The sequence below is a fragment of the Bacillus salacetis genome (assembly GCF_049177075.1).
Lineage (GTDB): Bacteria > Bacillota > Bacilli > Bacillales > Bacillaceae_B > Rossellomorea > Rossellomorea salacetis_A.
This window is the reverse complement of record NZ_CP185377.1, coordinates 4,166,663-4,193,458: the sequence shown is the minus strand read 5'-3', so window position 1 is coordinate 4,193,458 and position 26,796 is coordinate 4,166,663. Positions and strand designations below refer to the sequence as shown.

General features: G+C 44.3%; 25 protein-coding genes and 1 riboswitch. Of the genes, 16 read left to right on the top strand and 9 right to left on the bottom strand.

Translation table 11 applies throughout. The features are described 5' to 3' along the window. The first annotated feature begins 77 nt into the window (after window positions 1–77). From ACOJQI_RS21555 to ACOJQI_RS21535, 5 genes are all read left to right on the top strand, one after another. On the top strand, window positions 78–623 hold the full coding sequence (locus ACOJQI_RS21555; protein WP_421381981.1) for a sigma-70 family RNA polymerase sigma factor: 546 nt from the start codon (window positions 78–80) through the stop codon (window positions 621–623). Next, on the top strand, window positions 589–1,989 hold the full coding sequence (locus ACOJQI_RS21550; protein WP_421381979.1) for a hypothetical protein: 1,401 nt from the start codon (window positions 589–591) through the stop codon (window positions 1,987–1,989). Before ACOJQI_RS21555 ends, ACOJQI_RS21550 begins: the two co-directional genes overlap by 35 nt. Window positions 1,990–2,505: 516 nt before the next feature. Next, entirely contained in the window at window positions 2,506–3,489 is a 984-nt protein-coding gene (locus tag ACOJQI_RS21545; protein ID WP_421381977.1) for a LysM peptidoglycan-binding domain-containing protein, read from the top strand. A 177-nt stretch (window positions 3,490–3,666) separates the two neighbouring features. After that, window positions 3,667–5,661: a penicillin-binding transpeptidase domain-containing protein gene (locus ACOJQI_RS21540; RefSeq protein WP_421381975.1), complete on the top strand. Its 1,995-nt coding sequence runs from the start codon at window positions 3,667–3,669 to the stop codon at window positions 5,659–5,661. A 155-nt stretch (window positions 5,662–5,816) separates the two neighbouring features. Further along, complete coding sequence (locus ACOJQI_RS21535; protein ID WP_421381973.1) at window positions 5,817–6,350, top strand: DUF6241 domain-containing protein; 534 nt, start codon at window positions 5,817–5,819, stop codon at window positions 6,348–6,350. A 68-nt stretch (window positions 6,351–6,418) separates the two neighbouring features. Here the strand turns inward: ACOJQI_RS21535 and ACOJQI_RS21530 are convergent, their stop codons facing one another. Continuing rightward, window positions 6,419–6,721, bottom strand: coding sequence for a hypothetical protein (locus tag ACOJQI_RS21530; protein WP_421381971.1), 303 nt, complete (start codon window positions 6,719–6,721; stop codon window positions 6,419–6,421). A gap of 573 nt (window positions 6,722–7,294) precedes the next feature. After that, window positions 7,295–7,380, top strand: a riboswitch (cyclic di-GMP riboswitch). A 323-nt stretch (window positions 7,381–7,703) separates the two neighbouring features. On the opposite strand from ACOJQI_RS21530, the gene ACOJQI_RS21525 reads away from it, so the two are divergent. Both ACOJQI_RS21525 and ACOJQI_RS21520 read left to right on the top strand, forming a co-directional pair. Beyond that, window positions 7,704–8,051 carry a hypothetical protein gene (locus ACOJQI_RS21525; RefSeq protein WP_421381969.1) on the top strand — a complete coding sequence of 116 codons (348 nt, stop codon included), beginning with the start codon at window positions 7,704–7,706 and terminating at the stop codon, window positions 8,049–8,051. Between the two features lie 72 nt (window positions 8,052–8,123). Continuing rightward, window positions 8,124–8,645: a type 1 glutamine amidotransferase domain-containing protein gene (locus ACOJQI_RS21520; protein ID WP_421381967.1), complete on the top strand. Its 522-nt coding sequence runs from the start codon at window positions 8,124–8,126 to the stop codon at window positions 8,643–8,645. Between the two features lie 42 nt (window positions 8,646–8,687). Here the strand turns inward: ACOJQI_RS21520 and ACOJQI_RS21515 are convergent, their stop codons facing one another. Both ACOJQI_RS21515 and ACOJQI_RS21510 read right to left on the bottom strand, forming a co-directional pair. Next, a complete protein-coding gene (locus ACOJQI_RS21515; protein ID WP_421381965.1) occupies window positions 8,688–9,131 on the bottom strand; it encodes a hypothetical protein in 444 nt (147 codons plus the stop codon). A gap of 13 nt (window positions 9,132–9,144) precedes the next feature. After that, a complete protein-coding gene (locus tag ACOJQI_RS21510) occupies window positions 9,145–9,582 on the bottom strand; it encodes a hypothetical protein (protein WP_421381963.1) in 438 nt (145 codons plus the stop codon). Between the two features lie 201 nt (window positions 9,583–9,783). On the opposite strand from ACOJQI_RS21510, the gene ACOJQI_RS21505 reads away from it, so the two are divergent. The 3 genes from ACOJQI_RS21505 to ACOJQI_RS21495 all read left to right on the top strand — a co-directional run bounded on the left by ACOJQI_RS21505 (window position 9,784) and on the right by ACOJQI_RS21495 (window position 13,198). Continuing rightward, window positions 9,784–10,920 carry a histidine kinase N-terminal domain-containing protein gene (locus ACOJQI_RS21505; RefSeq protein ID WP_421381961.1) on the top strand — a complete coding sequence of 379 codons (1,137 nt, stop codon included), beginning with the start codon at window positions 9,784–9,786 and terminating at the stop codon, window positions 10,918–10,920. Between the two features lie 101 nt (window positions 10,921–11,021). Then, window positions 11,022–11,441, top strand: coding sequence for a VanZ family protein (locus ACOJQI_RS21500; protein WP_421381959.1), 420 nt, complete (start codon window positions 11,022–11,024; stop codon window positions 11,439–11,441). A gap of 119 nt (window positions 11,442–11,560) precedes the next feature. Further along, on the top strand, window positions 11,561–13,198 hold the full coding sequence (locus tag ACOJQI_RS21495; RefSeq protein WP_421381957.1) for a cell wall-binding repeat-containing protein: 1,638 nt from the start codon (window positions 11,561–11,563) through the stop codon (window positions 13,196–13,198). 153 nt (window positions 13,199–13,351) lie between these two features. Here the strand turns inward: ACOJQI_RS21495 and ACOJQI_RS21490 are convergent, their stop codons facing one another. Then, the gene (locus tag ACOJQI_RS21490; RefSeq protein ID WP_421385532.1) at window positions 13,352–14,716 is read right to left on the bottom strand and encodes an FAD-binding oxidoreductase; all 1,365 of its coding nucleotides are present in this window, start codon (window positions 14,714–14,716) and stop codon (window positions 13,352–13,354) included. 307 nt (window positions 14,717–15,023) lie between these two features. Between ACOJQI_RS21490 and ACOJQI_RS21485 the strand changes: the two genes are divergently transcribed. Genes ACOJQI_RS21485 through ACOJQI_RS21465 form a run of 5 tightly spaced genes read left to right on the top strand, consistent with a single transcriptional unit; the run spans window position 15,024 to window position 20,050 of the window. Beyond that, window positions 15,024–15,977: a hypothetical protein gene (locus ACOJQI_RS21485; RefSeq protein WP_421381955.1), complete on the top strand. Its 954-nt coding sequence runs from the start codon at window positions 15,024–15,026 to the stop codon at window positions 15,975–15,977. A gap of 59 nt (window positions 15,978–16,036) precedes the next feature. After that, window positions 16,037–16,678, top strand: a complete 642-nt coding sequence (locus ACOJQI_RS21480; protein WP_421381953.1) for a DUF4129 domain-containing protein — start codon at window positions 16,037–16,039, stop codon at window positions 16,676–16,678. A 12-nt stretch (window positions 16,679–16,690) separates the two neighbouring features. Further along, the gene (locus ACOJQI_RS21475) at window positions 16,691–17,818 is read left to right on the top strand and encodes a DUF4350 domain-containing protein (RefSeq protein WP_421381951.1); all 1,128 of its coding nucleotides are present in this window, start codon (window positions 16,691–16,693) and stop codon (window positions 17,816–17,818) included. Next, window positions 17,815–18,744 carry an AAA family ATPase gene (locus ACOJQI_RS21470; protein WP_421381949.1) on the top strand — a complete coding sequence of 310 codons (930 nt, stop codon included), beginning with the start codon at window positions 17,815–17,817 and terminating at the stop codon, window positions 18,742–18,744. The genes ACOJQI_RS21475 and ACOJQI_RS21470 overlap by 4 nt, the downstream gene beginning before the upstream one ends. Further along, window positions 18,695–20,050 carry a DUF58 domain-containing protein gene (locus tag ACOJQI_RS21465; RefSeq protein ID WP_421381947.1) on the top strand — a complete coding sequence of 452 codons (1,356 nt, stop codon included), beginning with the start codon at window positions 18,695–18,697 and terminating at the stop codon, window positions 20,048–20,050. Before ACOJQI_RS21470 ends, ACOJQI_RS21465 begins: the two co-directional genes overlap by 50 nt. On the opposite strand, the gene ACOJQI_RS21460 is transcribed toward ACOJQI_RS21465, so the two are convergent. Further along, window positions 20,028–21,005, bottom strand: coding sequence for a stage II sporulation protein M (locus ACOJQI_RS21460; protein ID WP_421381945.1), 978 nt, complete (start codon window positions 21,003–21,005; stop codon window positions 20,028–20,030). The genes ACOJQI_RS21465 and ACOJQI_RS21460 overlap by 23 nt on opposite strands. Window positions 21,006–21,107: 102 nt before the next feature. Here ACOJQI_RS21460 and ACOJQI_RS21455 point away from each other — a divergent pair, with 102 nt between their 5' ends. Further along, a complete protein-coding gene (locus ACOJQI_RS21455; RefSeq protein ID WP_421381943.1) occupies window positions 21,108–21,917 on the top strand; it encodes an RDD family protein in 810 nt (269 codons plus the stop codon). Window positions 21,918–21,990: 73 nt separating this feature from the next. On the opposite strand, the gene ACOJQI_RS21450 is transcribed toward ACOJQI_RS21455, so the two are convergent. The 4 genes from ACOJQI_RS21450 to ACOJQI_RS21435 form a co-directional block, all read right to left on the bottom strand. Further along, window positions 21,991–22,953 carry a polysaccharide deacetylase family protein gene (locus ACOJQI_RS21450; RefSeq protein ID WP_421381941.1) on the bottom strand — a complete coding sequence of 321 codons (963 nt, stop codon included), beginning with the start codon at window positions 22,951–22,953 and terminating at the stop codon, window positions 21,991–21,993. Continuing rightward, a complete protein-coding gene (locus ACOJQI_RS21445; RefSeq protein ID WP_421381939.1) occupies window positions 22,950–24,290 on the bottom strand; it encodes a glycosyltransferase family 2 protein in 1,341 nt (446 codons plus the stop codon). Before ACOJQI_RS21445 ends, ACOJQI_RS21450 begins: the two co-directional genes overlap by 4 nt. Before the next feature lie 12 nt (window positions 24,291–24,302). Next, window positions 24,303–25,169 carry a glycoside hydrolase family 16 protein gene (locus ACOJQI_RS21440; protein ID WP_421381937.1) on the bottom strand — a complete coding sequence of 289 codons (867 nt, stop codon included), beginning with the start codon at window positions 25,167–25,169 and terminating at the stop codon, window positions 24,303–24,305. Window positions 25,170–25,648: 479 nt separating this feature from the next. Beyond that, entirely contained in the window at window positions 25,649–26,620 is a 972-nt protein-coding gene (locus tag ACOJQI_RS21435; protein WP_421381935.1) for a rhodanese-related sulfurtransferase, read from the bottom strand. Window positions 26,621–26,796 lie beyond the last annotated feature (176 nt).

The following is a 26,796-nucleotide window of genomic DNA, read 5'->3' as shown; positions in this document are numbered from 1 at the left end:
CTTTAATTTTTTGAGACACATTCCCATTACTTGCCGTCTAAAGGTAAACAGCAAAACTTGAAGGGGGGAATTAGAGATTGGATGACAAAGTAAAGTTGCTGGAAGACTTGATTGACCAGCATGAAAAAGCCGTAACCAAACTGGCTTTCACCTATGTTAAAGATTGGTCCGCAGCCCAGGATATCGCACAGGAAGTTTTTATCAGTGTATATCAAGGCCTTGAGAATTTTAAGCAGGAATCCACTTACAAAACATGGATATACCGTATTACCGTCAATAAATGTAAAGATTTACAGCGGTCCGCTTATTTTAGAAGAAATATCATTACGGATTCAGTTGGACGTCTTTTTAAAGGTAAGGAAGAGAATCCTGCCGACATGGTTATTAAGCAGGAAGAAATGCAAGGAATTGCGCAAGATGTTTTTTTATTACCAGTAAAGTACAGAGAAGTTATCATTCTATATTATTATCAAGGGCTTTCAACTAAGGAAATCGCTGTTTTGCTTGATTGCAAGTCTTCCACAGTAAGAACACGACTGGATAGAGCACGAAATAAACTGCAGGCCATTAGTAAAAGGAGGGAAACCATTGAACCAGGATCCGTTGAACGACTTAAAGGCTGAATTGGATAAAGAGATTTTCAGTAAGCACGAGTTTCGCAGCCGGAAAGATACTATTGTAAAAAAGGCGATTGAAAGCAATAAGGAAAATCCGCCGAGGAAACATCCGGCATGGGTACCCCTCTCCGCAACTGCTGCAGCATTACTGATTGCGGCACTTTTAACCGGCAATTATTTCTTAGCAAAGAATGAGGAAACCCCTCTTCAGGCTGATGAACTGGAGGAAAAGAATGATATTGATAACGATAACATGATAGAAGACCTGCCAAATATCGAAAAAGTACCGGATGAGGTGAAAGAGAATGAAACAGAGAAAGACGAGAAGATAGACGAGGAAGATGTAACTATAGAACAAGTTGTCCCTGAAAATGAACCTCCGGAAATATCACATGCCGAAGAAATCCGTCAGAAGTATGCTGGGATCTGGGCCGCAGAAAAGCTCGATATTAAAAATATTTACCTGGGCCTGAATTTTCAAGACCATGAAAAAAGTTTTCAAACATCGTCGCACTTGTCTTACAAAAATAATATCCCCACCCTCCATCAAATAGGTGGTGAAAATAATAATCTGGAAATATTTATGAAGGATAAGGTCGTTTACTACAGCGAGTATAAAATCATTTCTGATAAAAAAGAGATTAATGATCCAGTTTCTTATTTAAAGGATAGTACTCAGCGGGAAATCTATGCCTATCCATATTATCCCGCTAAGATCTCCAGTCCAATTGCCAGCGAGGAGTATTCCTGGAAGATTATCGAAGAAAATTCTGATAGCATCGAAGTGAGCGGGACTGCTGACAGGATGGATAATGAAATTGTTGAATTCAATGCCCTGATTCATTCTGATACAGGGATCATCTTAAACTTTTCGGGATATAACAACAATGGAGAAAAGGTATTAGGGTGGGAAACGGATAGATTTGAACTTAATCCTGTATGGGAGAACGATCTAAGTGATCGAATTGGAAGCATAATAGAATGGTCCACACATGAAAAGGGTAAAGAACCCATCATTTTTAGAGAGGAATGGCTTAACTCCGCAAAAGAGGAAATAGAAAAAGGGGAAAGTGTTGAAGAGATTTACCTGGGTGGTTCAGACAACCCGACAACTGCCATTGTAATCATAGGTTTAGCAAAGGAAATTTCAAAACAAGAAGAGAAAGAACTGGCCCGAAAAATACTTGAACATATGACAGAAGAAGCTGACAAGAATATATCGGGGAATCGGCATATTTGGGATGAAAATTACTTCCGTCTGCTATTCACAAAGCCGCCTAACCGGATTTACTATATGGCAGCCTATAACAAAAAGGATGCCCCGCAAGATAAACAAGGCATACCAGAAATCTCTTGGCAAGAAAATAAATAAAAACATGTGGGGGACAGTCCCCTGTTACTTTAACGTAACAGGGGACTGTCCCCCAGCGCTTTAAAGTATTAAAGTGAATGAATCCCAAAAAGGTCCCTGACCATCATCAGGGACCTTTTTGCTTTTTGAAATTAATACGATACTATTGTAATATTTGTAACAATACTATCACAGTATAGTAACACTGTTATTGAACCTGTCACAATAAAAACCCCTGCAAACCCCGTCAAATCAACGTTTTTAAGTGTAGTTTTACACTTTCAACCCTAAAAATATTAGTAAAATAATCCAATAACGATAACTTTCTGAATAATTTTATTTACTAAAATCTCTCAAACCCCAGTAGGTTCTAAGGCTCATAGATTTTCACCCCAAAGGAGGAGAAAAGTGGTAACTAGGTCGGAAAACTTTTCCACTTAAATTCCTATTTTTCTGCGATACAATGAATCTCGTTAGCAGATAACAAACAAATCTGATAACAAAAAATCTAGCAGAGAAACAAAGGAGAAATTTTCTATGAAAAAATCACTAATTGCTTTGTCAACTGCAGCAATGCTATCAACTGGTTTTGCTTCATATACATCAGCAGCAACTCATAAAGTACAGTCAGGAGACACACTTTCTCATCTGGCTAAACGATACAGCGTAACAGTGACGGATCTTAAAAACTGGAACAACTTGAATTCGGACCTTATCTATGTAAACCAAAGTCTTGAAGTAGGCGGAGAATCTTCTGCACCTGCTCAAACATCTTCTAAAACATATGTAGTCAAAAGTGGAGATTATCTTGGAAAGATTGCCAGAAACCATGGAGTATCCGTAAGTAATCTAATGAGCTGGAATAACCTGAAAAGCAGTCTGATTTTCCCTGGGCAGCGTTTGAATGTCGGTGGAAGCAGCGCATCAACAGCTTCAGCACCATCTAAAACTGTGTCTTCTTCTAATGGAAGTACATACACAGTTGTGGCAGGTGACACATTAAGCCATATTGCCAAAAGATACGGAACTACCGTTTCACAGATCAAAGCGAACAACGGCCTAAGCAGCGACCTTATCCGTGTAGGTCAAAAACTTTCAATGTCCAGCACAGCAGTGGCTAAACCTGCAGCTCCTGTAGTAACAAAAGTATCAGGAGCATCAAATGACAGTGTAGGCGTAATAAATGAAGCGAAGAGACATCTGGGAACACCATATGTATGGGGTGGCGCAGCTCCATCAGGATTCGACTGCAGTGGTTTCATTTACTATGTTTACAAACAAGCAGGCATGAATGTCAGCAGAACAAACGCAATTGGTCTATGGAATGAAACAACACGTGTAAGCAACCCGCAGCCTGGAGATCTTGTATTCTTCAGCAACACGTACAAGCCGGGAATTTCTCACGTAGGAATCTACCTTGGCAACAACGAGTTCATCCACTCTGGTAACAGAGGCGTAGAAATTACAAGCCTTAGCAACAGTTACTGGAATCCGAAAATCACTGGTTACACTCGTTACTAATAATAAACGTTCGATTACCCTTCCCCGCCAGGAAGGGTTTTTTCTATTTATCTTTTAACTACCCCCTTCCCAACATGTTAAACCACTTTTTTTAAAAAAATTCGGTTGGTCCCTTTTTAAAATAATCTGGAATAACTTACATAGAATAGTGGAAAAGCATACTAAGGGGGTATTTCAATGAAAAAACTCGCATTTATATTGATATTTCTTTCACTGACTTTCATCACAGGCTGCCAGGAAAAACCGCAGCCCGACGACCGTTTAGAAGCGTATATCAGCCTCTGGAACAAACAGGATTTTGCTAAAATGTATAATCAGTACCTGTCTGAAAAGGCCAAAACCACTTTTTCCACCGAGGATTTTATCGAACGTTACAAGGACCTTTACACCGACCTTGAAGTCAAAAACCTCCAAGTTACCTACATAGAGCCCGAGGAAGAACAGGACTGGGAAGACAAGGATAATGCCAAACTCCCTGTGGAAATAAAAATGACCACCATAGCAGGAGATATACAGTACAAAAAAGAAGTAGAACTTGTTAAGGAAACGAAAGATGAAAAAGAAAACTGGTACCTCAAATGGGAACCGTCCCTTATTCTGCCTGACTTGGAAAAAGGAGATAAGGTAAGAATCCAAACCATCCTTGCTCAAAGAGGTGAAATATTCGACCGAAACGGCAATCCGCTGGCAATGAACGGCCAAGCTTACCAAATTGGAGTAGTACCTGAACAATTCGCTCCTGAAGATATTGAAAAAACAGCACGGCTCCTGGACATCACACCTGAATATATCAACAGCCAAATGAATCAAAGCTGGGTAAAACCTGAGCACTTTGTTCCTTTGAAAAAAATTCCGCTGGACAATCGTGAGCTGGCTGTAGAAGTGACCAGCATTGACGGGTTGTTCAGTAAAGAGGTGGATGCGAGGGTTTACCCATATGCTGAAGTGACCGCTCATCTGATTGGTTTTACAGGAAAAGTAACAGCGGAAGATTTGGAGGAACTGAAAGGAAAGGGATATACAGGACAATCCGTTATCGGTAAAAGAGGCTTGGAAGAGCTGTATCAGGAAAAACTCAGAGGGCAGAATGGCCAGGTCATTTCGATTGAAAAAGAGGATGGCAGCAACCAAAATGTCGCCATGACGGAAGTCGAAAATGGAGAAAGTATCATGCTGGCAATCGACGCAGATATGCAAAGGGCCCTCTATGAACAGATGCAGAATGAAGCGGGAACGGCCACAGCCATCGACCCGAACACAGGGGAAGTCCTGTCGCTGCTGAGCGTCCCATCGTTCGACCCAAATGATTTCAGTTTGGGAATATCCACGGAAAAAAGGGCAGCCCTGCAGGAAGATCCGAATAAGCCGTTGCTGAACCGCTTTGCAAGCACTTATTCCCCAGGATCGACCCTGAAACCGATCACGGCAGCCATCGGGTTGAAGTCGGGAGAGCTGGACCCTGCCAAAACCTATGCGATTCCTGCCAAGCAATGGCAAAAAGATAACTCGTGGGGAGGGTACTTTGTAACAAGGTTTTTAGACGACGATACGTCTGTCGACCTTGAAGATGCCATTAAATTCTCCGATAATATTTATTTTGCTAGAGCAGGACTGGATATGGGAGCGGACACCTTCCAACAGGGCTTGAAAAACTTCGGCTTTGAAGAAGACCTTCCGTTTGCCTATCCGATTCGTTCATCGCAAATTGCGAATGAAGGGGAAATCGAAGGAGAGATTCAGCTCGCTGACTCGGCGTATGGTCAGGGGCAAATCCTCATGAGTGTCCTCCACCTGGCAAACTCATTCGGTGCCATCGTCAATGATGGAATCATGATGAAGCCGCTGCTTTTGGATGGAGCGGAAAAGGAAGTCTGGAAAAATGAACTCCTGACAAAAGACCAGGCGGAGCTCTTAAAAACGAATCTGCGAAAAGTCGTCACAGAAGGAATCGCCGGAAAAGCAGCAGTAGATGGGAGAGCCATAGCTGGAAAAACCGGAACGGCTGAAATCAAATCTGAACAGGGCACCACCGGAACAGAAAACGGCCTCTTCGTCAGCTATGACCAAAGCAATCCGGAATTCGTCCTTGCCATGCTGCTTGAAAACGTAGAAAACAGAGGAGGAAGCACACATACCGTGCAAGTCGCCAAGGAATTCTATCAAAGTTGGTGAGTATCTCCTCTATATTTGTCGAATACTCTCGAAAATCCCTTGAATAATGTCGAACGATTCTAGAGGACTTCCCTGTTCTTCTTAAATAGATGGTGTAAAATGATTGAGACGCATCTTTATAGACCGCCGTCTATTTAAGAGGGGGAATCTGACGAATGACCACGACCAAAAAGAGAGCACTTATTATTCTAATCATCCTGCTATTTGGTACAGTTACCGCCTGTTCTGTATTCATTTACTTCAGTGAAAGGGAGAGCGGTGGAAGGACCATCTGGGATGATAATGGACTCGGAAAAGCTGATGGTGAAGAAGATACACAACCAACAGGAGATAAAGAGAACCCTTTTGGCGAGCCGTTTATTTCACCGATCAAGGAAGATATCATGCAGCAGTATATACATGCGTTGAGCCATCAAAAAGTTGAGGCGGAAAAGAAATGGTCTTTTTATGAAATAACAGATGATAGAATTCTTTATCTTTTAAATGAACTTGATTATGGGGACTATACATATAAAGAAACGTACAGGGAAATCCTCAACAGATGGTACCAAAAGGACTTCAGTGAAGCGGACCGGGACCACAACAGAATCTGGAGCCTATTGGGAGGAACGGTCGGAAAGGCGGAAGGGGTATTGTCTAAGAAGGAAGAAAAGCAGTTTATCGAAAGTCAGAGATCTGAACATAGATAAATGGTTTTTTATTGCAATGCAAAGGAAAGCAGCCCTCTTTAAAGAAAAGGGGGCTGCTTATGATGGATTTATGCAATTAACTCCTGACTAAGTACCGAGATGCCAATAACGTTTAGAAAGTGATTTATTTTTTTAAATGCTGTAGATTTATAGTCCTCAATGACTTCGAATTCTTTTAAAATGGCGTACTTATTCTTTCTGAACCCTTTTGGACCTGACGTTTGCGGGTTAGCCTGGGAGTCAGTGTGCTTATACGTGTAAACAGTCGCTTCTCCAATCTTCATCTGGGATTCCTTGAAATCAAAATGGAACACGATCGCCAGCTCATCATCAATAAAAGACGGAATGACCTTCATCTCAACCTCACGCATCTCTATTACCTCCCTAACAATTTGTATCTTCATACTACCAAATTCCTAACAATGGGGAATTCCTCCTTAATGAGTATATTCAAGTAAAAAAGGACGAAATCATAAGCGTTTCAGGGAATTTCACATTAAATATAACTTCAGGAATATGCCCAAAAGAATACTTTAGTACCCAGCGGACAAACAGAAAATATACCCTTTAACACTTTAAAGCATAATGGGACAGTCCCCCATTGAGTTAATGCGTTAATGCGGTGATAGGGTGGGGGACTGTCCCCCGCTGCGTTAATGGGATACAGTAAGGGATTTGTCTGATTTTGCTGTCGATTTATTTGTCTTTAATTTGATAGATAATTCTATCATTACGTTATATCATAGATTTAGAAATTCAATGGAAGAAATGTAAATTAGGAGGGAATCGTATGCCGGGATACTATATGAGAGAAATTTTTACACCTTTGAAATTCTTAGGTATCAAGTTTTTTAAGTGTGAAGAGAATAGAATTTACATCAAGTTCTTTCACAACCCTCGAAGACGTTTATTCAGATAAAGAGCACAATTAAAATTTAAATGATGACCGATAAAGGCAAAACCATTGAAAGATGGTGACGCAAAACTACAGGGGCTAAAGTCTTACCGACCATGCTCGCCAGTTGCCGTATCCTTCCTTAAGCCTCTTCTCATCAAAATCCTCATAAACAACCATCTCACTTGAGAATTTTTCCTTTATTTGAAGACATCCAACAACACTATCATAAATAAATCACTTTTCCTTCTGTTAAATTCAAATTATAATAGAATGGAAGGAGGTGAAAAATCTCAATTCCTCGTCGCCCTCTAGTTAAAATACCTGCCAATCTCCTTACAACTGCCCTTTTAAACAAAAATTCCATACCATTCAACAACTAAAGAAAGGATGATCTATTTGCCAAAAGCTTACCTCGTTAACACGAACAAATCTAAAATCCCCACAATGAAGCAGAAATGCTCGATGAACAGAAAGTTGCCGCTTATTACTCCCCATGGAAATATCTCATCAACCATATCGAAGCCAATGACATGGTGTTCCTTTACAGCAACGGAAACGGAATAATAGCCCGCGGAATCGGCACCGGCATAATCGAAAAGAGCGGAGAAGATGAGTTGGAGCATTATATGCCGCTAATCCAATTTGAGAGGCTGGAAGAGCCCCTGCCGCCTTCAGCGATCCTGCAGCTTGCACAAGGTGTCACGGATGAAAACTATAAGATCAAATGGAATCAAACCATGATTCCTCTGCAGCCATTTATCGGCGAAGTAATCTGGCGCTATCTGACCAAAAACAATCTCTAGCAGCCGGGAAGTTTGCATTCTGCTTTTTTCTGTCCGAAAATTAAGGGGCAAACTCAAAGGAGGTTTTATCCGATGAAACTGAAAGATAAGAAAGTACTTCAACTGGTCAGTGATGACTTTGAAGATCTCGAATTATGGTACCCTGTACTTCGACTGCGAGAAGAGGGGGCGAAAGTTCATCTTGCCGGTGAAAAAAAGGGCCACCAATACAATGGGAAGTACGGGGTGCCGGCTGTTTCGGATGTATCTTTCAAAGATATCAATCCTGATGACTATGATGCCCTGCTTGTACCGGGCGGCTGGTCTCCTGATAAGTTAAGAAGATATGATGAAGTGCTTGATATTGTGAAAAAAATGAATGAAGACAATAAGCCAATAGGGCAAATCTGCCATGCGGGCTGGGTTTTGATTTCAGCAAAAATCCTCCAAGGCAAAAAGGTGACGAGCACTCCGGGAATCAAGGATGATATGGAGAATGCGGGAGCCACCTGGGTGGACGAGCCTTCCATTATTGACGGAAATATTATATCAAGCAGAAGGCCGCCGGATCTGCCAGATTATTTGAGAGATTTCATCAGCGTATTGGGAAAATAAGAAAAGACGAGTCCCCATATTTTCGAGGACTCGTCTTTTTCTTTATTTCCTTGATAATTTATTAATATCCGTTTCAGCTTGAAATAATCTCTTATTCAGTACCTCTGAATGGGAGTCTATCTTGGTATTGAATGTTTTTAAAAGAGCAATGACATCCTTGTTCTGATTGACCTCAATCCGTTTGACAATATCCTTAATTTCACCTTGGCCAGTTTCCAAATTGGAAAGCCGATTATCAATCCTGTCAAATTTACTCTCCTGTTTTGCAAAGGCTTTATCGTGTTTATCCAGTCGGGCATTGATCTCATCAAACCGGACGGTGAATTTTTTATCCTGTTCATCGAATCTGGCATTGAACTTCTTGTCCTGTTCATCAAAGCGAGCGTTGGATTTTTTGTCTTGTTCATCAAACCTTTTCTCCTGCTCATCAAACCGTTGATCAATTTTCTCTAACTTAGCTAAGATGACATTCAATTTATCTTCCATCTTTTTCACCTCTTTATAAAGTGTATTCTTTTCCGGCTTCGACACCGAACTCAAAAATTTTATAAGCAGTAAGGGTAAAACAATGGACAGTGTTTTCTTCAAATTTTCTGGCGGCGTCAGCAGCCATCCTATCCAGTCTTTCCTTAACCTCTGAAGAGATGTCTTCTCTTAGAAATTCATTCAACAGATTGGCCTTGGAGTAAAGAGAAAATAGGAATCCATCTACAAAAAGATTCAGCCCATAGTCTTCTATAAAACGGTAGTGAAAAGGAGAGTCGAATAGGGGTTCAAGATTTCTAATGCGCATTTCAAACCGGGCAGTTTCATAAAGTACTTTAAGTATATCGGGGATTCTTTCGCTATAAAAGGTTAGAATGTCTTCTTTTAGCTTTTCCCTGTTTTGGAAAAAATCATCATCGGTCAAAGGGTGCTTTGTAATTGATGAAGTCAAATGGGGGACCTCCAAGTCATTTATTTTTCAAGGGGTTGAGGGATGAAGAGGGGCAAGGTGTTACGGAAGATATTTTTCCAAATTTCACCTCCTTTTTATTATTTTAGCACTGTTTTATAATAAAAAAAGGAAAGTTTTCCGAAAAATCATTCTACTTTTTGATATGATTAAGAGAAAGAATGATCATAAGGGTGGGGCTGAATGACAACAACTTCTGAAATGCTGGCATTGTTTCTTGAGGAGAATTTCCAGGAGTTTTTACAGAGCTGGAGAGATAGGGTTGTAATAGCAGAAAACGATAAATATATAGAAGAAGTCATGAAAAATGGATTACAGATGTTTGAATTGGTCAAGCGTGCAATAAGGAATCCGCTTAGTGATGATGAGATCAAAGTACTAGCGCAGAAAGTTGCGCAGGAACGAGTTGAGGCCAATACCAATATCAGTGAGTTTGTTTTTAACGTCAATGCCGGGAGAAGCGAAATCATCAAGTGGGTCGGAAGTTCCGGCATAAGGATTGAGGATTTGCGGCCGTATTTGGAAGAAATCAATGGAGTTTTCGACCGCTTTTCCTATTATGCGGTACGATTTTATACAGAGATCAAAGAACAGCAGCTTAAGGAAAAAGTGAATTATATCGATCAAACCCATAAAGAAAGGCTGACGATCCTTGGGCAGATGAGCTCCAGCTTTGTCCATGAGTTCAGGAATCCTTTAACCTCCATTATCGGTTTCACAAAGTTGTTAAAGTATGATTATCCCGAGCTGCCTTACCTGGATGTGATGAGCCATGAACTGGATCAGCTGAATTACCGGATTTCTCAATTCCTGCATGTTTCAAGGAAAGAGATCATAGAAAGCAAAAAAGAGAAATTTCTTGTGTTTTCTTTGCTGGGAGAATTGATCGAGTTCCTTTATCCGAGTTTGGTAGACGGGGATGTGCAGGTGAAATCCCATCTGGACTCGCAGGTTTATATTAAAGGCAATAAAGAAGAGCTCAGGCAGGTCTTCCTGAATTTGATCATGAACTCTATCGATGCTTTACAGCAGGTGAAGGGTAACAGGAAGATTACAATCAGCTGTACTTTTGAAAATGACGAGATTCATATTAAAGTGGCAAACAATGGTCCGGAGATCAGCGCAGAAACGGTTGAAGCAATTTTTGAACCATTTTATACGACAAAAGAGCTGGGAACGGGAATCGGGCTGTATATCTGCCGCAAGCTGGTTGAGAAACATGAGGGCAGCATTGTATGCACTTCAAGTCCGGAGGAAACAGCCTTCACCGTAACCATACCGGCAGCAAAAGAAGAGCAGAAAACAGGCATGTTACTTTAACCCTTTAAAGCAGTGGGGGACAGTCCCCCGCTGCTTTAAAGCGGTAAAGCGGAATACAACTATCAATTATTGGCAAGAATGATGAACGGGAGGGATTCATCTTGCGGATATTGATAGTTTTTTTGTATTTAAGTTTGCTATTTATCATGACTTGTACAGCGAGTTTTTCGGATTTCATCGAACATCAGCAGATCAGGTTCTTAGTGACCAGCCAGCCGGACTTTCTGAGCTTCTTTAAATATCGTTCCTTTCATTACAGTGATCCATTTTATATTGCACAGAAATCTGGACATGCGGTTAGTTTTTTTATATTGTCCTTCCTATTGATGGCTTTATTCAATAGCCTAAGGGCTGTTATTTATGTTACATGGCCATTTGCATTTTTTACTGAAATCGCACAGCTGTTTTTTTCAAGAACGGGGTGCCTGGTGGATGTGATGTATGATATGGCGGGGGTCATGGCCTTTCTCATGGTTTACTTTTTAAGCAGGATTGTCATAGGTTCAGCTGCCATTCGGTGATTACAGATTTGCGTGTTCTTTAAAATAGATTATTTATTTCTTTTTAAAGCATAAAGATGAAGTATTAGGGTAAAAGGAAATGAGTCTATCTTACTATGATTTTTTGAAGGAGGAAGCTCATGAAAAATTACCCTATTATACTCTTTATTTTGATTTGTTCATTAGTCAGTTTGAAATTGCCTGGTGAGGCTGAAGCAAAAATGGATGAAAGGCCCGTATACATAACGATTGACGACGGTCCCACGGTCTATACGGACGATTTTCTGGATGTGTTTAATGATTATGATATGAAGGCAACTTTTTTTATGTTGGAACCGAATATGAATCGGTACAAAAGTGCTGTCCGCCAAATGGAAGAGGATGGGCATGCACTTGGCTGCCATGGGGTGACGCATGAAAGGGATGAATTCTATGAATCTCCCCAAAGTGCAGTCGATGAGATGCAGTTATGCGTTTCAACTTTAGAAGATATTACAGGAGAAAAGACCAGCGTTGTACGTGTACCTTACGGAAGCATCCCGGATATGGAAGAGCAATATCGGGAAGCGATGATTGAAGCCGGATTTAAGATGTGGGACTGGAACGTTGATACTCTCGATTGGGACTGGCAGGACAGGGATAAAATTGTGTCTTATACTATTGAAAAAGTAGAAGAAGCGGAAAGAAATGGCGAGATCCCTGTCATCTTATTTCACGATCAGTACGAAACGTTGAAGGCCCTTCCAGAGGTTCTGGATTATTTAAAAAATAAAGGATATTACAGTGAGACCATTACATCCTATCAGGAGCGGTATAATTTTTTTCATAAAATTAATATGGAAGCAAAGGTTGCCAATCGATTTGGCGGAGAAAACCGGTATGAAACAGCAATAGAAATCTCTCAGGAAGGCTGGGATACAGCGGATTCTGTCATTCTTACAAGGGGAGACGAATTCCCGGATGCACTGGCCGGATCACCTCTAGCCTATCAAATGGATGCTCCGATTCTCCTGAATCGAAAAGGTGAATTGCTTCCTGAAGTACGAGATGAGCTGGAAAGATTGGATGCAAGAAAGGTCATCATCCTGGGTGGTCCGAACGCGGTACCGAGCGAAGTCGAACAAGACATAGCTTCATTAGGCTATGCGGTCGAGAGGATAAGCGGTTCCACCCGGTTTGAAACGGCAGCGAAAATAGCGGCTCGTCTTGGCGATGACGCTGGACCGGCTGTTGTAGCGAATGGGAGAGGGTTCCCGGATGCCATGGCAATCGCGCCTTATGCTGCTCAAAAAGGGTATCCGATTTTGTTGACTGAAGAGGACGAATTACCTGCAGCTACTCAAGAAGCATTGGCAGGGAGATCGAAAACACTAGTAATCGGTGGAGAAAGAGTCATCCAGGATGCCGTATATTCGGAGCTGGTCAATCCAGTGAGATATGCTGGGGATAACCGGTATGGAACGGCAGCGGCGATTGCGGAGCAGCTGTTTCCTTCTAACAAGGCATTTGTTGCAACAGGCTATGAGTTTGCCGATGCGTTGACCGGTTCGGTATTGGCCGCTAAAAATGGTGCGGCGACACTGCTCGTGAAAAATAGCTTTATCACTGCTGAGACTGCTGCTGCAGTGAGGCGGGCAGGCATTAATAATTTCACCATCCTCGGCGGAAGAAGTGCCATTGACTACAATGTGGAAGAATGGTTCAGGGACTATGATTTTGATTACATCAGAGCAGCTGGAACTGGAGCCGGTGGGAATGCAGGAATATTAAGTAAATAATTGTGAGAAAGAGTGTGCTTCGGGGGTGAAAGCACACTCTTTTTGTATCCTGATCGGATGTAGGTGGCTTTAATGCTTTAAAGCAGCGGGGGACAGTCCCCTGGTAGTTCACCGCGTTAACGTATTAGTGCGATGGGGGACTGTCCCCAATCATTAGGAGAAGATTTTGCCAGGGTTCAACCTGTTTTCGGGATCGAGCACCTGCTTAATTGATTTCATGACAGCTAAAGCTGGTCCATGCTCGAGTTCCTGGTACTTCATCTTACCCAGGCCGACTCCGTGTTCACCGGTGCAGGTTCCTCCGACTTCAATTGCTTTCCGAGCAACCAGGTCATTGATCCGGGCAGAAGCAGCCACCTGGTCAGGATTATTAGGATCATAGACTACAAGAGTATGGAAGTTCCCGTCCCCGACATGGCCGAATACTCCTCCTAATAGCCCGCTTTTATCTATGAGCTCCCGGGCGAATACCACCATTTCTGCCAGCTGCGAAATGGGCACGCAGACATCCCCGCCAGAATTGGCCATTCCCTTCAAATGGCGGAACGAGTAGGCCAGTTCGTGGCGGGCGCGCCACAGCTCTTTGCTTTCTGCCGTGCTGTTTGCCCGCTCCCAATTCTCTCCTCCATGCTCCAGAACCAATTCTTTCGTCAGCCTGGCATCCTCCTCAGCCGAAGCTTCCGTCCCTGAGAATTCCAAAAAGAGAGAGTGTTCTTCAGGAAAGGAATGTTCTCCCGTTAAGTTGACCTGCCTGATGCTGGGGGCATCGACAAGCTCCATGCGCAGAACATGGATTCCGCTCATTAAGATCGATTGCGCAGCCTCCGCACATTTTCCCGGAGTTTTAAACGTACAGCGGGCTGTCACGGTATGTTCTGGTATCCCGTGAAGTTTAAGAGTGATGGCCGTAATGATTCCGAGAGTGCCTTCCGACCCGACGAATAAACCATTCAGGTTATATCCGCTGGATGATTTTTTCGCCCGGCTGCCTGTATTGATGACCGTTCCATCAGCTAAAATGACTTCCAGACTGAGGACCTGATCCCGCATGGAACCGTAGCGGACGGCGGTAGTGCCGCTGGCATTGGTGGCGACCATCCCGCCGATACTGGCATCCGCGCCAGGGTCTACCGGGAACTGCAGTCCATGCCGGTTGATCGATTTGTTTAATTGTTTCCTGGTGATGCCCGGCTGTACCGTAACCGTCAAATCCTCAGGGTTAAAGGAAAGAATCCTGTTCATTCTTTCAAAATTGATGGAGATCCCTTTTTTGATCGGAATGGCATGGCCGTCCAGCCCGGAACCTGCTCCGAACGGAGTGACGGGAAGGTCGTTTTCCCGTGCAATGCTGAGGATTCCGACGATCTCTTCCTTGCTGTCCGGGAAGACGACGACATCCGGTTCCACAGGAGGATGGGAAGATTCATCCCGGCTGTGGCGGTACATATCCCCTTCGCTTGTACTCGCTTTATCCTGGCCTAATAATTCAGTCAGCTGATCGACTATCTTTTGATCCATCATTCCACCTCAACTATTTATAAAATTCAAACTACTTCTATATTTGTAAAATATCATAGCATAGATTCCAAAGTGGATTGTCATATTTTGTTTAATGGACTAACGCGTTAAGCCAGTGGGGGACAGTCCCCCACTCAATCACCGCGTTAACGCATTAGCACGGCGGGGGACTGTCCCCCGGCGTGGTGAAGTGTTAAAGCGGGAATACAAATTAATTACATATAGTTGGTCGTTTTATCCAGTAAAAATGATAAAATAGTCATTATATTGAGTATCTTTTGTGATTTTACTTTGGGAGGATAACAGAATGAATTCAGAGCTTAACAGGCCAAAAAGGGTTGGCGAGATTTTGGATCAGACTTTTCGTCTGAGCAAGAACAAGTTTGTAGACTTTTTCATGATTTTTCTTATATTGCTCGGGCCGATTTACCTGCTTCAGGCATTAGTTGAATTGATGGCTGGAGCCAGTTTTTTCAGGGCAACCGGAACCGGAGGAGACTGGTTTGAACAATTTATTACCAGCTTTGAAGATGGAACAGCACAGGCGGAACCGTTCTCAGCAGCCGGCGTGGGTGCGGGGATTGCATCAGCACTGCTCGGCATCGCCAGCACTGTTCTCACGATTATTGCAGGTGCGGCCATCTTCATTGGTGTCAACCACATCAGAAAGAGTGAAGATTTCACAGCTGGAATTGCCATCAAGCAGGCATTCAAACGCTTTTGGCCGCTTATTGGAAGCAGCCTTGTATACTTTTTGATTGTCTTCGGCATGATTGTGGTCCCAATTATGGTCATCGGGTTCAGCGGCTTCTTTATCGCAGGGTTTGGCGGTGCTTTTACGGAAGGATCTTTCGCAGGATCTCTTGTAATCATCTTAATGATGATTCTAGTACTCCTTGCAGCAGCAGTCGGGATTGGATATCTCCTTACACGCTGGAGTTTTTACATCGGGGTTGTCACGATTGACAAAGTGGCTCCTGGAATCGGGAGAAGCTGGAACCTTTCCAAAGGCCGCGGCTGGGTCGCGTTCGGTGTTTTCATAGTCCTGATGCTGATCACGGGTGTGATAACAGGGGCATTCGAATTGACATTGGGCCTCGCGCTGGGCAACAGTGTCCTTTATACCATCATCATCAACCTCGTTACGATGGTGACGTCCATCATCACGTCCGTCGGATTGGCAGTCATGTTCTTTGATCTGAAATCAAGAAACGAAGCGGAAGACCTGCAGGAAATGATCGAGGATTACAAACAAGAGTAGCGGTAAGGGTGCCTGGTGAAGAAATCAGGCGCCCGCCGCTGCAAATGAGGTGAGTCAGTTTGCTTAACGAAAAAAGTGCCAGGGGCGAATTGCGGGACATCCTCGACAACCGGGAATATACCGCATACCAAGGGGAGAACCAGGGCTTCTTCCAACGTCTCTGGGGAAAAATCAGGGACACCGTCATCGACTGGCTCAATAATCTTTTCCCGGAATATCAGGTTTCTCAGGGAAGCGGTACGATGATCACCCTTGTCCTCGTCATTTTGGGACTGGCCGCCCTTGCCATCGTCCTTTTTCTCGTTTCCCGCCATGTCATCAACAAGCGGAAATTCGCCAATCAAAAGCCTTTGCAGCATCTCGCGGAAAAAGACTGGTCTTACAGGGAGCACTTGGCAGAGTCTCAAAACCACGAGGAAGCAGAAAATTACTCTCTTGCGGTCCGCCACCTGTTCCTTGCCCTGCTGCTTTTTTTCCATGAAAAAGAATGGCTCCAGGCAAGAAAGTGGAAGACGAACTGGGAGTATTATGAAGAGCTTTTGAAAGTGAACAAGGAATGGGCGGAGCAATTTTATTCCCTTGCATTGAAGTTTGACGAGGCAGCCTATGGTGAGCGTGAAATTGTGCGGGAGGAATTCATTCCATATAAAGAGACAGCCATGAAGTGGCTCAAAGAAAACGATCAGGAAATGGAAGCATAAGGAGGGGAAGGGATGGCCAAGAACAAATCGAAACTCATAATTTTTACCGTCATTCTCCTTGCCTTCGCTGTGCTGAGTTACTTCATCGGCATGCGTGCTCCCAAGCAGTATCCGGACTTCGTTTCCGGGTCACCCGCCCCGATGGGAACGAAAGCCATCTATACATACCTGGACAATGAACGGGGAAGTGTCGACCGCTGGACCCACTCTCCGAATCTATTAGATACGTCAAAAGACAACCAGCTGCTGGTGATGGTCGAGCCTTTTTCAATCCCCAATAGTGAAAAAACCGGCCAGTACAGGGAGTTCATGGAGCAAGGAAATACCATCCTTCTTTTAAAAACAGTTCCGGATGGCATGTTTGATGTAAAAACACTCCCTGTTGAACAGGAGGAGGAAGAGGCAGTAACAGTAACTGATAAGAATGGCGAAGAAAAAAGTACCTACACGCCGGCTCCCATCCGCATCGAAACAACGACTGCCGATGAAGTCCTGATCTCGGATGAAGAAGGAGCGGTTGCGGTTCAACGCCCGGTCGGGGATGGCAGCCTGATTGTTGCCATTGCACCGGAATGGATGACGAACAGCACAATCCTGGAGAAGGACCACCTGCCGCTCGTCCTGTCCCTCTTCAATGAAGCCGACCCGGAAACCATTCTTTTTGACGAATACATTCACGGCGGCGGAAGTGCTTCATCCGTTGTCACGCTGTATCCGCAATGGTTCCTGATCCTGATAATCCAGGGAGCACTCCTCATTCTTCTCTGGCTCTGGCATCAGGGCAAGCGCTTTGGCCCGATCGAAACAGCTCGCGAGGAGTACGTAAGGTTCAGCGATGAGCGGATCAAAGCTCTTGCAGCCTGGTATATCAGAGGAAAGAGATTCGCAGATTCATTGAACATCCAGGCCGATTATGTGAAATTACTGCTTCAGGAAAAATGGGGCATTGCCTACTCAAGGGAATGGACCGACAGCACCGAGGGACTCGGACGCAAATGGAAGACGGCCACGGAAAAAGAAATCACAAGTTTCGTCAATGGCTTAACCGCTGTTTTGAATAAAGAAAAAATGACCAAACAGGAATACTTGCTATGGTCGAAAAAATTGGATCGATTGAGGAAAGAGGTGGAGGAAGGATGAAGCCAGAACTAGCATCCTTACTAGAAAAATATGAAAGCCGGATATTAGGGCAGCGAACAAACCTGAGACTGCTGCTTTCAGCGATTTTAGCAGGGGGACACGTCCTCATCGAAGGGGTTCCCGGAACAGGAAAAACGCAGATGGTCCGCACGCTGGCAAGCCTTCTGGGAGGAGAGTTCAGCCGCATTCAGTTCACCCCGGACCTCCTGCCGAGCGATATCACGGGAAGCACGATCTACAATATGAAAGACAGCTCATTCGAAACGCTGAAGGGACCTATTTTTACAAATATCCTTTTAGCCGACGAAATCAACCGGACACCGGCCAAAACGCAGGCGGCTCTTTTAGAAGCGATGGAGGAGAAACAGGTGACCATCCAAGGGGAAACGTACCAGCTGCCGGAGGTATTCTTTGTGGTGGCGACCCAGAATCCGATTGAGTTTGAAGGGACTTACCCGCTGCCTGAAGCACAGCAGGACCGCTTTCTTTTTAAACTGAACATCGAATTTCCTGAACTGGAAGAGGAAAAAAGAGTATTGAAATCAGTCATTGAAGGAGTGTTTAGCCAGGGTTCTGTGGAGCCGACACTCGACACGGAAACCTTCGCCTCGATTCGAAAAGAAGTTTCGGCTGTCACGATTTCCGACAGCGTCCTCGACTACATCATGAAAATCGTTCGCAAAACCCGGGACACGAACTCCATCCGTTTCGGTGCAAGCACGAGGGCTGCCATCTCGATCGGAAAAGCGGCACAGGCCTGGGCATACATGGCTGGCCGGGATTACGTCACACCTGACGATATCAAGATGACAGCGCGTCCTGCGTTAAGGCACAGAATCCAAATCTCGCCGCACATGGAATTGGAGGGAGCGACGGTTGATACGATCATTGAAGAACTTGTGGGGGCGGTTCCTGTTCCGCGATAAGGGAATCCTGCCGACCGGAAGATTACTCATTTCGTGGGCTGTACTATCGGGTCTCTTGTTTCTCGGAGGGTTCCTCGGGATTTCCTGGGCTCTGGTCATCACTGCTAATTTGGTGTTTCTTTTATTGAGCCTGCTTGATTTGACCATGTCACCCAGGAAAAAAGAGATTTCTGTGACAAGGAAGATGCCGGAGGAAATGGAGCGAGCGCTGGAGTATGATGTCCAGGTGGGGATCACCAGCCGCTCTCCAAGAAGTTTTTCCTATAAAATCGTTGACGGCCTTCCGCAATCCTTTCAAAGGCCGTTACCGTTAAAAGCTTCTGCAGGCGAAGGGACGTCTTCGTTTTTGTATAAAACAGCGGCACCGGTCAGGGGTCAGTACTCCATTGATAAACTTTACCTGCGGTACCGAAGCAGACTTGGCTTATGGGAAAAACAGAAGACCTTTACAACAGAAGAAAACGTCAAAGTCATCCCGGACCTCACGGACACGAAGAGATTCCTTGAAGATGCCCAGCAGTTCTTGCTGTATGAGGGCTTGAAGATCCGCAAGATGAAGAGCGGGGCAGGGGAGTTTTCGAAAATAAGAAATTATGCCGTCGGGGATGATCCGCGGATGATCAACTGGCGTCAGACAGCCAAGCTCCGCGAGGTCATGACCAATGAGTATGAACCGGAACACGGGAAGTACATTACGGTCTTGATCGACTGCGGACGGATGATGGGGGCGGAGCTGACGAAAGGAAATCGCCTGGAAAGAGCGTTGGAAGCGGCGCTGACAGTCAGTGCAGCCGCTTTGCAGAAGGGTGATTATGTTTCCGTCCTGGCTTTTTCAAAAGACGTCAAAGTCTTCGTTCCGCCTGCCAAAGGAATGGCCCATCTGCAGACGATCCTTCAAAGCATTTACAATCTGGAAGTGGATTCCGCGGAATCAAACTATGCAGCGGTTTTAAGCTATCTGCAGACCGTTCAGAAAAAACGCAGCCTGCTATTATTGTTCAGTGATGTCGGCTCCTTCCTGCATGAAGGCGGAGCGCTGAATTACCTTCACCGTCTCCGCCAGCGGCACTTATTTTTAATGCTTGGAATAGAGGACCGGACACTCTTGAACCGGGCTGCCGATGAACCGGATTCTGTGAAAAAGACGATGGTCAAGAGCATGGCCCAGAAACAGCTGCTGATCAAGAAACGGGAAAAAGTGAAGTGGGAAAAAAGAGGCCTCCAAATGGCGGAGGCCCGGGAAGAGAAGCTGGCAGCGGCTGCCGTTTCTCACTATATCGATATTATGAACCGGGGATTGCTTTAGGTTTTTTCTTCAGCAGCATGGATCCAATCAGAATGTAGAGGATCAAGCCAACCACCGTCAACCCGGCAATCAGGTACTTCACTTCCAATGATAAAGTCGAAGGGGTGATGAATCCTTCAATGATTCCGGCGATGACAAACAGCGGAATCGTTCCGAGAAGCAGCAGGACAGAACGTTTAGCCTGCTGCTTTAATTGATAGCCGCGTGAGTAGCGTCCTGGTGCAAATAGTTTGTAGCCCATGAGCAGGCCTGCACCGCCGGCAATGAAAATCGCGGTAAGCTCGATCATCCCATGAGGCACGATGTATGCCCAGAATTCATAACTTTTACCATAATGCCAGAAAAGGGCGGCAATCGCACCAACGATGATGCCATTATAAATCAACAGATAGACGGTCAGGATGCCAAAAGTGATTCCCCCAGCGAATGCCAGGAACGCCACCTGGATATTGTTTGTCATGATGCTGGCGGACATCATCGGGGCATCGACTTCACCTTCATTTTCACCGAGGCTCTCTGGGTCGAAGCTCTGGGCCATATTCTCGGGCAGTACGGAATAAATATGAAGCGGGTCATCGGCGACAGAGAAGAAGCTCCCAACGGCCCCGATGGCAAAAAGGATCAGAGCAAACACAATCATCTTCCATTGTTCGAGGAAAAGGCCTATGAAAGTGACACCGAAAAAGTGCCGGACCTGCTTCCAACTGGATGTCTGGTCGCGATATAAAAGATTATGAGATTTAGAGACGAGTTCATTCAAGTACGGTGTGACTTCTTCTTGAGGATAGTAGGTCTGGCTGTAGGATAGGTTCTGAGCGGCTTTTTGATACAGACGGCTGAAGCGGTCGATATCGTCTCCCTTTATTTTGCTTTTTCTTTTGGACATTGTCGTAACCAGTTCCTCCAGCGCCTTCCACTCTGTGCGATGCTGCTGGATGAATTGTTTTGAGTTCATTTGAACACCTGCTTTTATAGGGATTTATCGAAAAATATGTAATTTTTGGATGGTTCCGTCATCTTTATTATAGTACAAAATTGAGGAAATGAGGAATCAAATATGCACGAGGAAAAAGTTGATATAAAGACGCCCGAGTATGTGTCTCTTCAGTTCCAAACGGCCGGGCTCGGGAGCAGGGCTGCTGCATTTTTGATTGACCAGGTCCTGCTGACCATCATTAATATCCTGGTGGTTCTCGGGCTGGTGTGGATTATGAATCTGCAGACGGAAAATCCGTTTGTTGAAGCGCAGGCCTTCCATTCCGGCACGCTTGCCATCGCTGTTGTGGCGCTGTTTGTGATCAACTGGGGCTATTTTTTAGCTTATGAGTTTTTTTCAGGCGGAAGGACTTTGGGGAAAAAACTGATTGGCATCCGGGTCATCCAGGACAACGGTCAGAGCATCACGCTGCTTTCAAGTTTTATCCGCAATCTGATGAGAATCATAGATATGCTGCCTGCTTACTACTTTGTCGGCATGTTGATGGTGTTCTTTCATGAAAAGCACAAGCGTCTCGGCGATATAACAGCAGGAACTATCGTTGTCCATGAAAGAAGGAAGAAAAAAGCAAAGAAAAAGAGTTCCATAGAAAAAGTGATAGAGTCAAGAGGGCTGAGCAAGGACAGCTTTGATATTGAGGAAGGTGCACTGAAATCGTTGGGAGCAAAAGAGTGGAAGCTCCTGAAAACCTACAGTCAGCGGTTCACGGGAGTCGAGCGGAATCAACGGCTCGTATTGACGAGGAAGGTAGCCGAAATCATCCTTCCGAAAATCGGCATGGAAGTCGAAAGGCAGACAGAAGAGGAGCTCGAAAACATCCTCCTCGTCCTCTACCTCAAACTCAAAGACGAGTGGGAGTTCGAACTCTAATCCTTTACCACTCTAAAGCAGTGGGGGACAGTCCCCTGTTACGTTAAAGTAACAAGGGACTGTCCCCCATTTTTTATTCTTGGACGTAGCCTTTGAAGGTTTCGAAGTTGACGTCGTGATAGATTTGGTAGCGGGGGAGTTCGTACAGGTGGTGATCCCTTGTGGCCGCTTCGTCCACGACGGTGAAGGCCATTTTGAAGCCCAGTTGTTTCAGCACTCGGATGGTGTCCGGTGTATATTCACCGTAAGGATACGCAAATCCTAGATTTTCCCCATTGAGATTGTGCACACTGGTTTTGATATCGGTGTAGATTTCATCTTGAGACTTCGAGACCAGGTAGGCAGGGTGGTCTCCCCATTCATTCAATGGCTTTTTGTCATCCCGCTTATGATAGCTGTACGTATGGCTTTGATAATCAAAGACATCGCAGGCCTTCTCCATCTCTTTCATGCTGAAATATTGTGAAAGGCCCGGGGAAAAAGCATATCTTTTATTCGTGATGGCACCGGTGACAACAAAATTTGTGGCCTTAAATCCATATTTTTTTAAAATCGGATAGGCTTCCTCATAATTATCTTTATATCCGTCGTCAAATGTCAGGACCACACTTTTATCTGGTATCTCAATCTCTTCATTCAAATAGGCGTAAAGCTCTTTCATCGTCAGCGTCTTATACCCATTCTCGTGAAGGTACGCCATCTGTTTTGCAAACTCCTGTGTATACACAATCATTGAATTTATTTTTCCATCTATATAATGATGTTCCTCAATGTCATTTTTGCTGATGATGCGGTGATAAGTGAGGATGGGAATGGCGTCGGCCGCATCACCATCAATCTCAAAATATCGCACTTCCGTTTCAGATCCTTTTACACAAGCTCCCATATCGACTTGCTGCTCAGCCGGGAACAGCCCGTCATGCTCTTCTGCAAGCAGGGAATATTCTTCAATCGTCATGCTGAATCCGACTGCGATGATGCTCAGCACTGTTAAAAAACCAATAGCAAACGCAGTCTTTCCAAAGGTGTTCTTCATGCTCTTTCGACTCCTTTCCAAGCGACTTTCCCTGAACGTTCCACCTTGTTCCAGGAATCGGGGCTGTGAAAGTAAGACAGCGTCCCGTAAACGACAAATGACAGATTGACCAGCATCCGGAAAATAATAATATCAATCGGCATAAAGATCAAAAATCTCAGCAGATCTGTTTTGGAGAAACGCAGCCCGTGAAGATGGCTGACAAACATGGTGGTCAAGCTTTGATAGACAAAAAGCAGGAATGCCCCTGACATCAGCATCAGCAGCAACGCAAGCTGGCCGCCGTTAAAATAGAGCAGGATGGGGGTCAGCAGCACAGGAAAAGCACTGAGTGTTCCAATCGTGAACTGATCGACTAAAAAGAAAACAGAGAATTTCTTTGGAAGCTTGCGGAAGTAGTCTTTCCGATAATGGATCAGGCAGTCTATAAAAGCTTTTTGCCAACGGACTCTCTGCTTGAACATACTCTTCAATGTGCTCGGGCACTCGGTATAGCAGAGGGCGGTTGGTACAAAAATGATGCTTTCTTTCTTTCCTCGCTCTTTTATAAACCGATGAAGCTTTAACGTAATGTCCATGTCTTCCCCGACAGTTTTACGAAAGCCCTTGATGTCAAAAAGGGTCTCCCGTCTGAATGCCCCGAATGCCCCTGCGATGACGGTAATGGAATTCATGGCAGCCTGAGCCCTTTTATGAAGATAAAATGAAGATAAATATTGCAGGAATTGAAACTTGATCACGCTGTTTACTTTTAAGGTCGGCTGCAAATCCTTATTAAAGGCTTGTGAAATCAACACATTGCCGCCGCAGGCAAGGACGCCTTTTTTCTGGAAGGCAGCGTTCATTTCGTTCAGTGAATTTTTTTCTAAAATACTGTCGGCATCAAGGGTGACGACAATTTCGTTTTCGCTAAAATTGATCCCGGCGTTAAGGGAGTCGGCTTTCCCGCCATTCTTCTTATTGATGACAAAAATGCCGGGAAGCTTCTTTGATTGATAAAAGCCGGTGACCCTCTCGTGCTTCAACCGGGTATCGACCATACGTTGTGCAGGCTTTAAATGGAGGGTTTCGTTTAGAACCCCCAGTGTATTATCTTTGGAGCCGTCATTGACGATGATCAGTTCTGCGTTCTGATAATCTACATTTTTAAAGCCTTCGATGCAGTTCTCAATCACTTTTTCCTCATTAAAAGCAGGGACAATGACGGAAAAACTATGATTCTTTGAGATTTTGACTGCATGCTTTTTTTCATTTTTATATAAAGGAATCATTACATAGATGGTCTGGAATAAAACAAAACATAAGAATACGGCAAAGGTGAGATAGATCATGGTCATGGCTATTCCTCCTTATTCTTGCTGCTGAAAAACCTGCTGCTGGTAGACGCGCACATAGTCAATCAGCATCTCTTTAGGGTACTTTTCATTCGGGTCCGGATCTCCCGGCCAGTCTCCGCCAACTGCGGTGTTCAAATAAAGATACATCGGCATGTCGGGAGAGAGCTTCTCTGTTTCAAACACGACATTGCCATCGAGTGTCCAGGTTAATTTGCCCGGTTCCCAGATAATACCGAAATTATGAAATTCCTTCGTAAAATCAATCTGTTCGCTAATATATTGAGAATAGTCCCTCATCCGTTCACCGTCCTCGTTCTCCCAGTGAACGACTTGATGATATTCGTTGGTATTCTGGCCGAGGAAATCCATGATGTTGATTTCAGGAAGCCAATTCTCTTCACTCGGGACCATCCAAAAGGCGGGAAAAAGTCCTTTGCCTTGCGGGAGCTTGGCTCTTATTTCAACCATTCCGTAGCGGAACTGGAATTTATTTTCGGTTGTAACCGCTCCTGAAGTGTATTCCCGGCCTCTGAATTTTTCCTTTTTGCTTTCGATGACTAAGTGGCCATCCTTAACTTCGACATTGGAAGGGGAGTAGTATTGAAGTTCTTCGTTTTTATCGGAAGGCCAGTCCTGCTCGTTCCAGTTGGTCATCGACGCCTCTTCAGAAAACTCATCATGCCAGACCAATGTCCAGCCATCAATCTTGGTTTTCTCTTCCCACTCTTCCTTGAGGTTTTTTGGCGGAGTTTTAGCGATTTCTTCTGCTTTTGCTTTAGGCTGGGAGGTCTGGGTCAGATCCTCGAAGAATTCCTTTTGGACACTGCAGCCGGAGAGAAGGAGTGCAAACATTATCAACATACTTAGTTTTAGCTTCATATTTCTGCCTCCTGTGTGGGTTTCTTTATTAAGAACAAATTAGATATAAAAAATTCTCGCTGAGTGGATTCTTGATAAAGAACAACGAGAGAAAGAAGATAAACGTAAGAAAGGGGTTGTTTTGTTCTTTAATAAGAACATTATTTGTCGATGAGTTTAGCAGAATTATTTACCCTTGTCTACAAATACACTCATAAACCTTCAAGAAAATTGCTATAGTATGTAATATCTGTGTTGAGAAGTGTCTAAATTTGTTCTATATAATGTACCTATGTTCGTTATAGTAGATACCCCGTGACAAAAGTTCTAAACCGATTATCCTCAAAAAAATCCTAACCGCTTTACCTCTTTAAAGCACTGGGGGACAGTCCCCCAGTGCATTAACGCATCACCGCAGCGGGGGACTGTCCCCCGCTGCAGTGATGCGTTAATAAACTAAAAAAGCTTGAGGACCTAAGTCCTCAAGCTTTCCATTTATATCAGGCTTTTACGCCGTCTTCTTCTTCGATTCTTCTTAGTCTTTCTGCTACTTCTTCTTCAGAAAGGTTGTGCTCCATCACATAGCGGTTCTCTTCATGAGTACGGCACTCGTGAGAGCAGCTTCTCATATATTTATGCTCGTTTTCTTCAGAGCAAAGGATTTTCTTGTTACATGGCGGGTAAGCACAGTTCACATAGCGCTCACAAGGCTCGCCAGTGTAGTAGTCTTTACCGACAACCACATGCTCTTTGCGGTTTACAGGAACAGCGATTCTTTCATCGAATACATAAAGCTGTCCGTCCCAAAGGTCGCCTTGAACTTCAGGGTCGTAACCGTAAGTGACGATACCACCATGCAGCTGAGCTACGTCCTCAAAGCCTTCACGTTTCAACCAGCCTGAGAATTTTTCACAGCGGATTCCGCCTGTGCAGTAAGTGATAACCTTTTTGCCTTCAAGCATTTCTTTATTTTCACGGACCCAGTCAGGAAGATCACGGAAGTTTTCGATATCCGGTCTGATCGCTCCTCTGAAGTGTCCTAAATCATATTCATAATCGTTTCGAGCATCAAGCAAGACAACATCATCACGTTGAATTTGCTCATAAAAATCTTTCGGGTTTAGGTATTCGCCAGTGATTTCATGTGGATTGACATCATCTTCAAGGCGAAGAGTCACCAATTCCGGACGATGTTTTACCTTAAGCTTCTTGAAAGCATGCTCATCCGCTTCATCAATTTTAAAAACCGTATCATGGAAGCGGTGATCGTTCTTCATCATTTCCATATATTGATCTGTCGCTTCGATCGTACCGGAAACCGTTCCGTTGATCCCTTCCTTCGCGATCAGAATGCGTCCTTTAAGGCCCATTTCCTCACAACGCTTCTTGTGGTACTTTGTGTACGCCTCAGGATCCTCGATTGTTACATAGTTGTAGTACAGAAGGACTCTGTATGGTTTAGTTTCGCTCATATTCATTTCCACCTATCGATTTATATTTGCAAGATATAAATGCCAGATGCCATTTCTCTTACGATTTACTATTATAGCAAAAAAACAATAAAAATATTAGTGGAAATTTTTATTACTGATTAACGTATACTGATGCGCTTTATCGCATTAAAGGAGTGGGGGACTGTCCCCCACTC

Excerpts from the sequence above, each read along its gene's own strand:
- ACOJQI_RS21545 (WP_421381977.1), top strand. The coding sequence starts at position 2,506 with ATGAAAAAATCACTAATTGCTTTGTCAACTGCAGCAATGCTATCAACT.
- ACOJQI_RS21540 (WP_421381975.1), top strand. The coding sequence starts at position 3,667 with ATGAAAAAACTCGCATTTATATTGATATTTCTTTCACTGACTTTCATC.
- ACOJQI_RS21535 (WP_421381973.1), top strand. The coding sequence starts at position 5,817 with ATGACCACGACCAAAAAGAGAGCACTTATTATTCTAATCATCCTGCTA.
- ACOJQI_RS21530 (WP_421381971.1), bottom strand. The coding sequence starts at position 6,721 with ATGCGTGAGGTTGAGATGAAGGTCATTCCGTCTTTTATTGATGATGAG.
- ACOJQI_RS21525 (WP_421381969.1), top strand. The coding sequence starts at position 7,704 with ATGCTCGATGAACAGAAAGTTGCCGCTTATTACTCCCCATGGAAATAT.
- ACOJQI_RS21520 (WP_421381967.1), top strand. The coding sequence starts at position 8,124 with ATGAAACTGAAAGATAAGAAAGTACTTCAACTGGTCAGTGATGACTTT.
- ACOJQI_RS21515 (WP_421381965.1), bottom strand. The coding sequence starts at position 9,131 with ATGGAAGATAAATTGAATGTCATCTTAGCTAAGTTAGAGAAAATTGAT.
- ACOJQI_RS21505 (WP_421381961.1), top strand. The coding sequence starts at position 9,784 with ATGACAACAACTTCTGAAATGCTGGCATTGTTTCTTGAGGAGAATTTC.
- ACOJQI_RS21495 (WP_421381957.1), top strand. The coding sequence starts at position 11,561 with ATGAAAAATTACCCTATTATACTCTTTATTTTGATTTGTTCATTAGTC.
- ACOJQI_RS21490 (WP_421385532.1), bottom strand. The coding sequence starts at position 14,716 with ATGGATCAAAAGATAGTCGATCAGCTGACTGAATTATTAGGCCAGGAT.
- ACOJQI_RS21485 (WP_421381955.1), top strand. The coding sequence starts at position 15,024 with ATGAATTCAGAGCTTAACAGGCCAAAAAGGGTTGGCGAGATTTTGGAT.
- ACOJQI_RS21475 (WP_421381951.1), top strand. The coding sequence starts at position 16,691 with ATGGCCAAGAACAAATCGAAACTCATAATTTTTACCGTCATTCTCCTT.
- ACOJQI_RS21470 (WP_421381949.1), top strand. The coding sequence starts at position 17,815 with ATGAAGCCAGAACTAGCATCCTTACTAGAAAAATATGAAAGCCGGATA.
- ACOJQI_RS21460 (WP_421381945.1), bottom strand. The coding sequence starts at position 21,005 with ATGAACTCAAAACAATTCATCCAGCAGCATCGCACAGAGTGGAAGGCG.
- ACOJQI_RS21455 (WP_421381943.1), top strand. The coding sequence starts at position 21,108 with ATGCACGAGGAAAAAGTTGATATAAAGACGCCCGAGTATGTGTCTCTT.
- ACOJQI_RS21450 (WP_421381941.1), bottom strand. The coding sequence starts at position 22,953 with ATGAAGAACACCTTTGGAAAGACTGCGTTTGCTATTGGTTTTTTAACA.
- ACOJQI_RS21445 (WP_421381939.1), bottom strand. The coding sequence starts at position 24,290 with ATGACCATGATCTATCTCACCTTTGCCGTATTCTTATGTTTTGTTTTA.
- ACOJQI_RS21440 (WP_421381937.1), bottom strand. The coding sequence starts at position 25,169 with ATGAAGCTAAAACTAAGTATGTTGATAATGTTTGCACTCCTTCTCTCC.
- ACOJQI_RS21435 (WP_421381935.1), bottom strand. The coding sequence starts at position 26,620 with ATGAGCGAAACTAAACCATACAGAGTCCTTCTGTACTACAACTATGTA.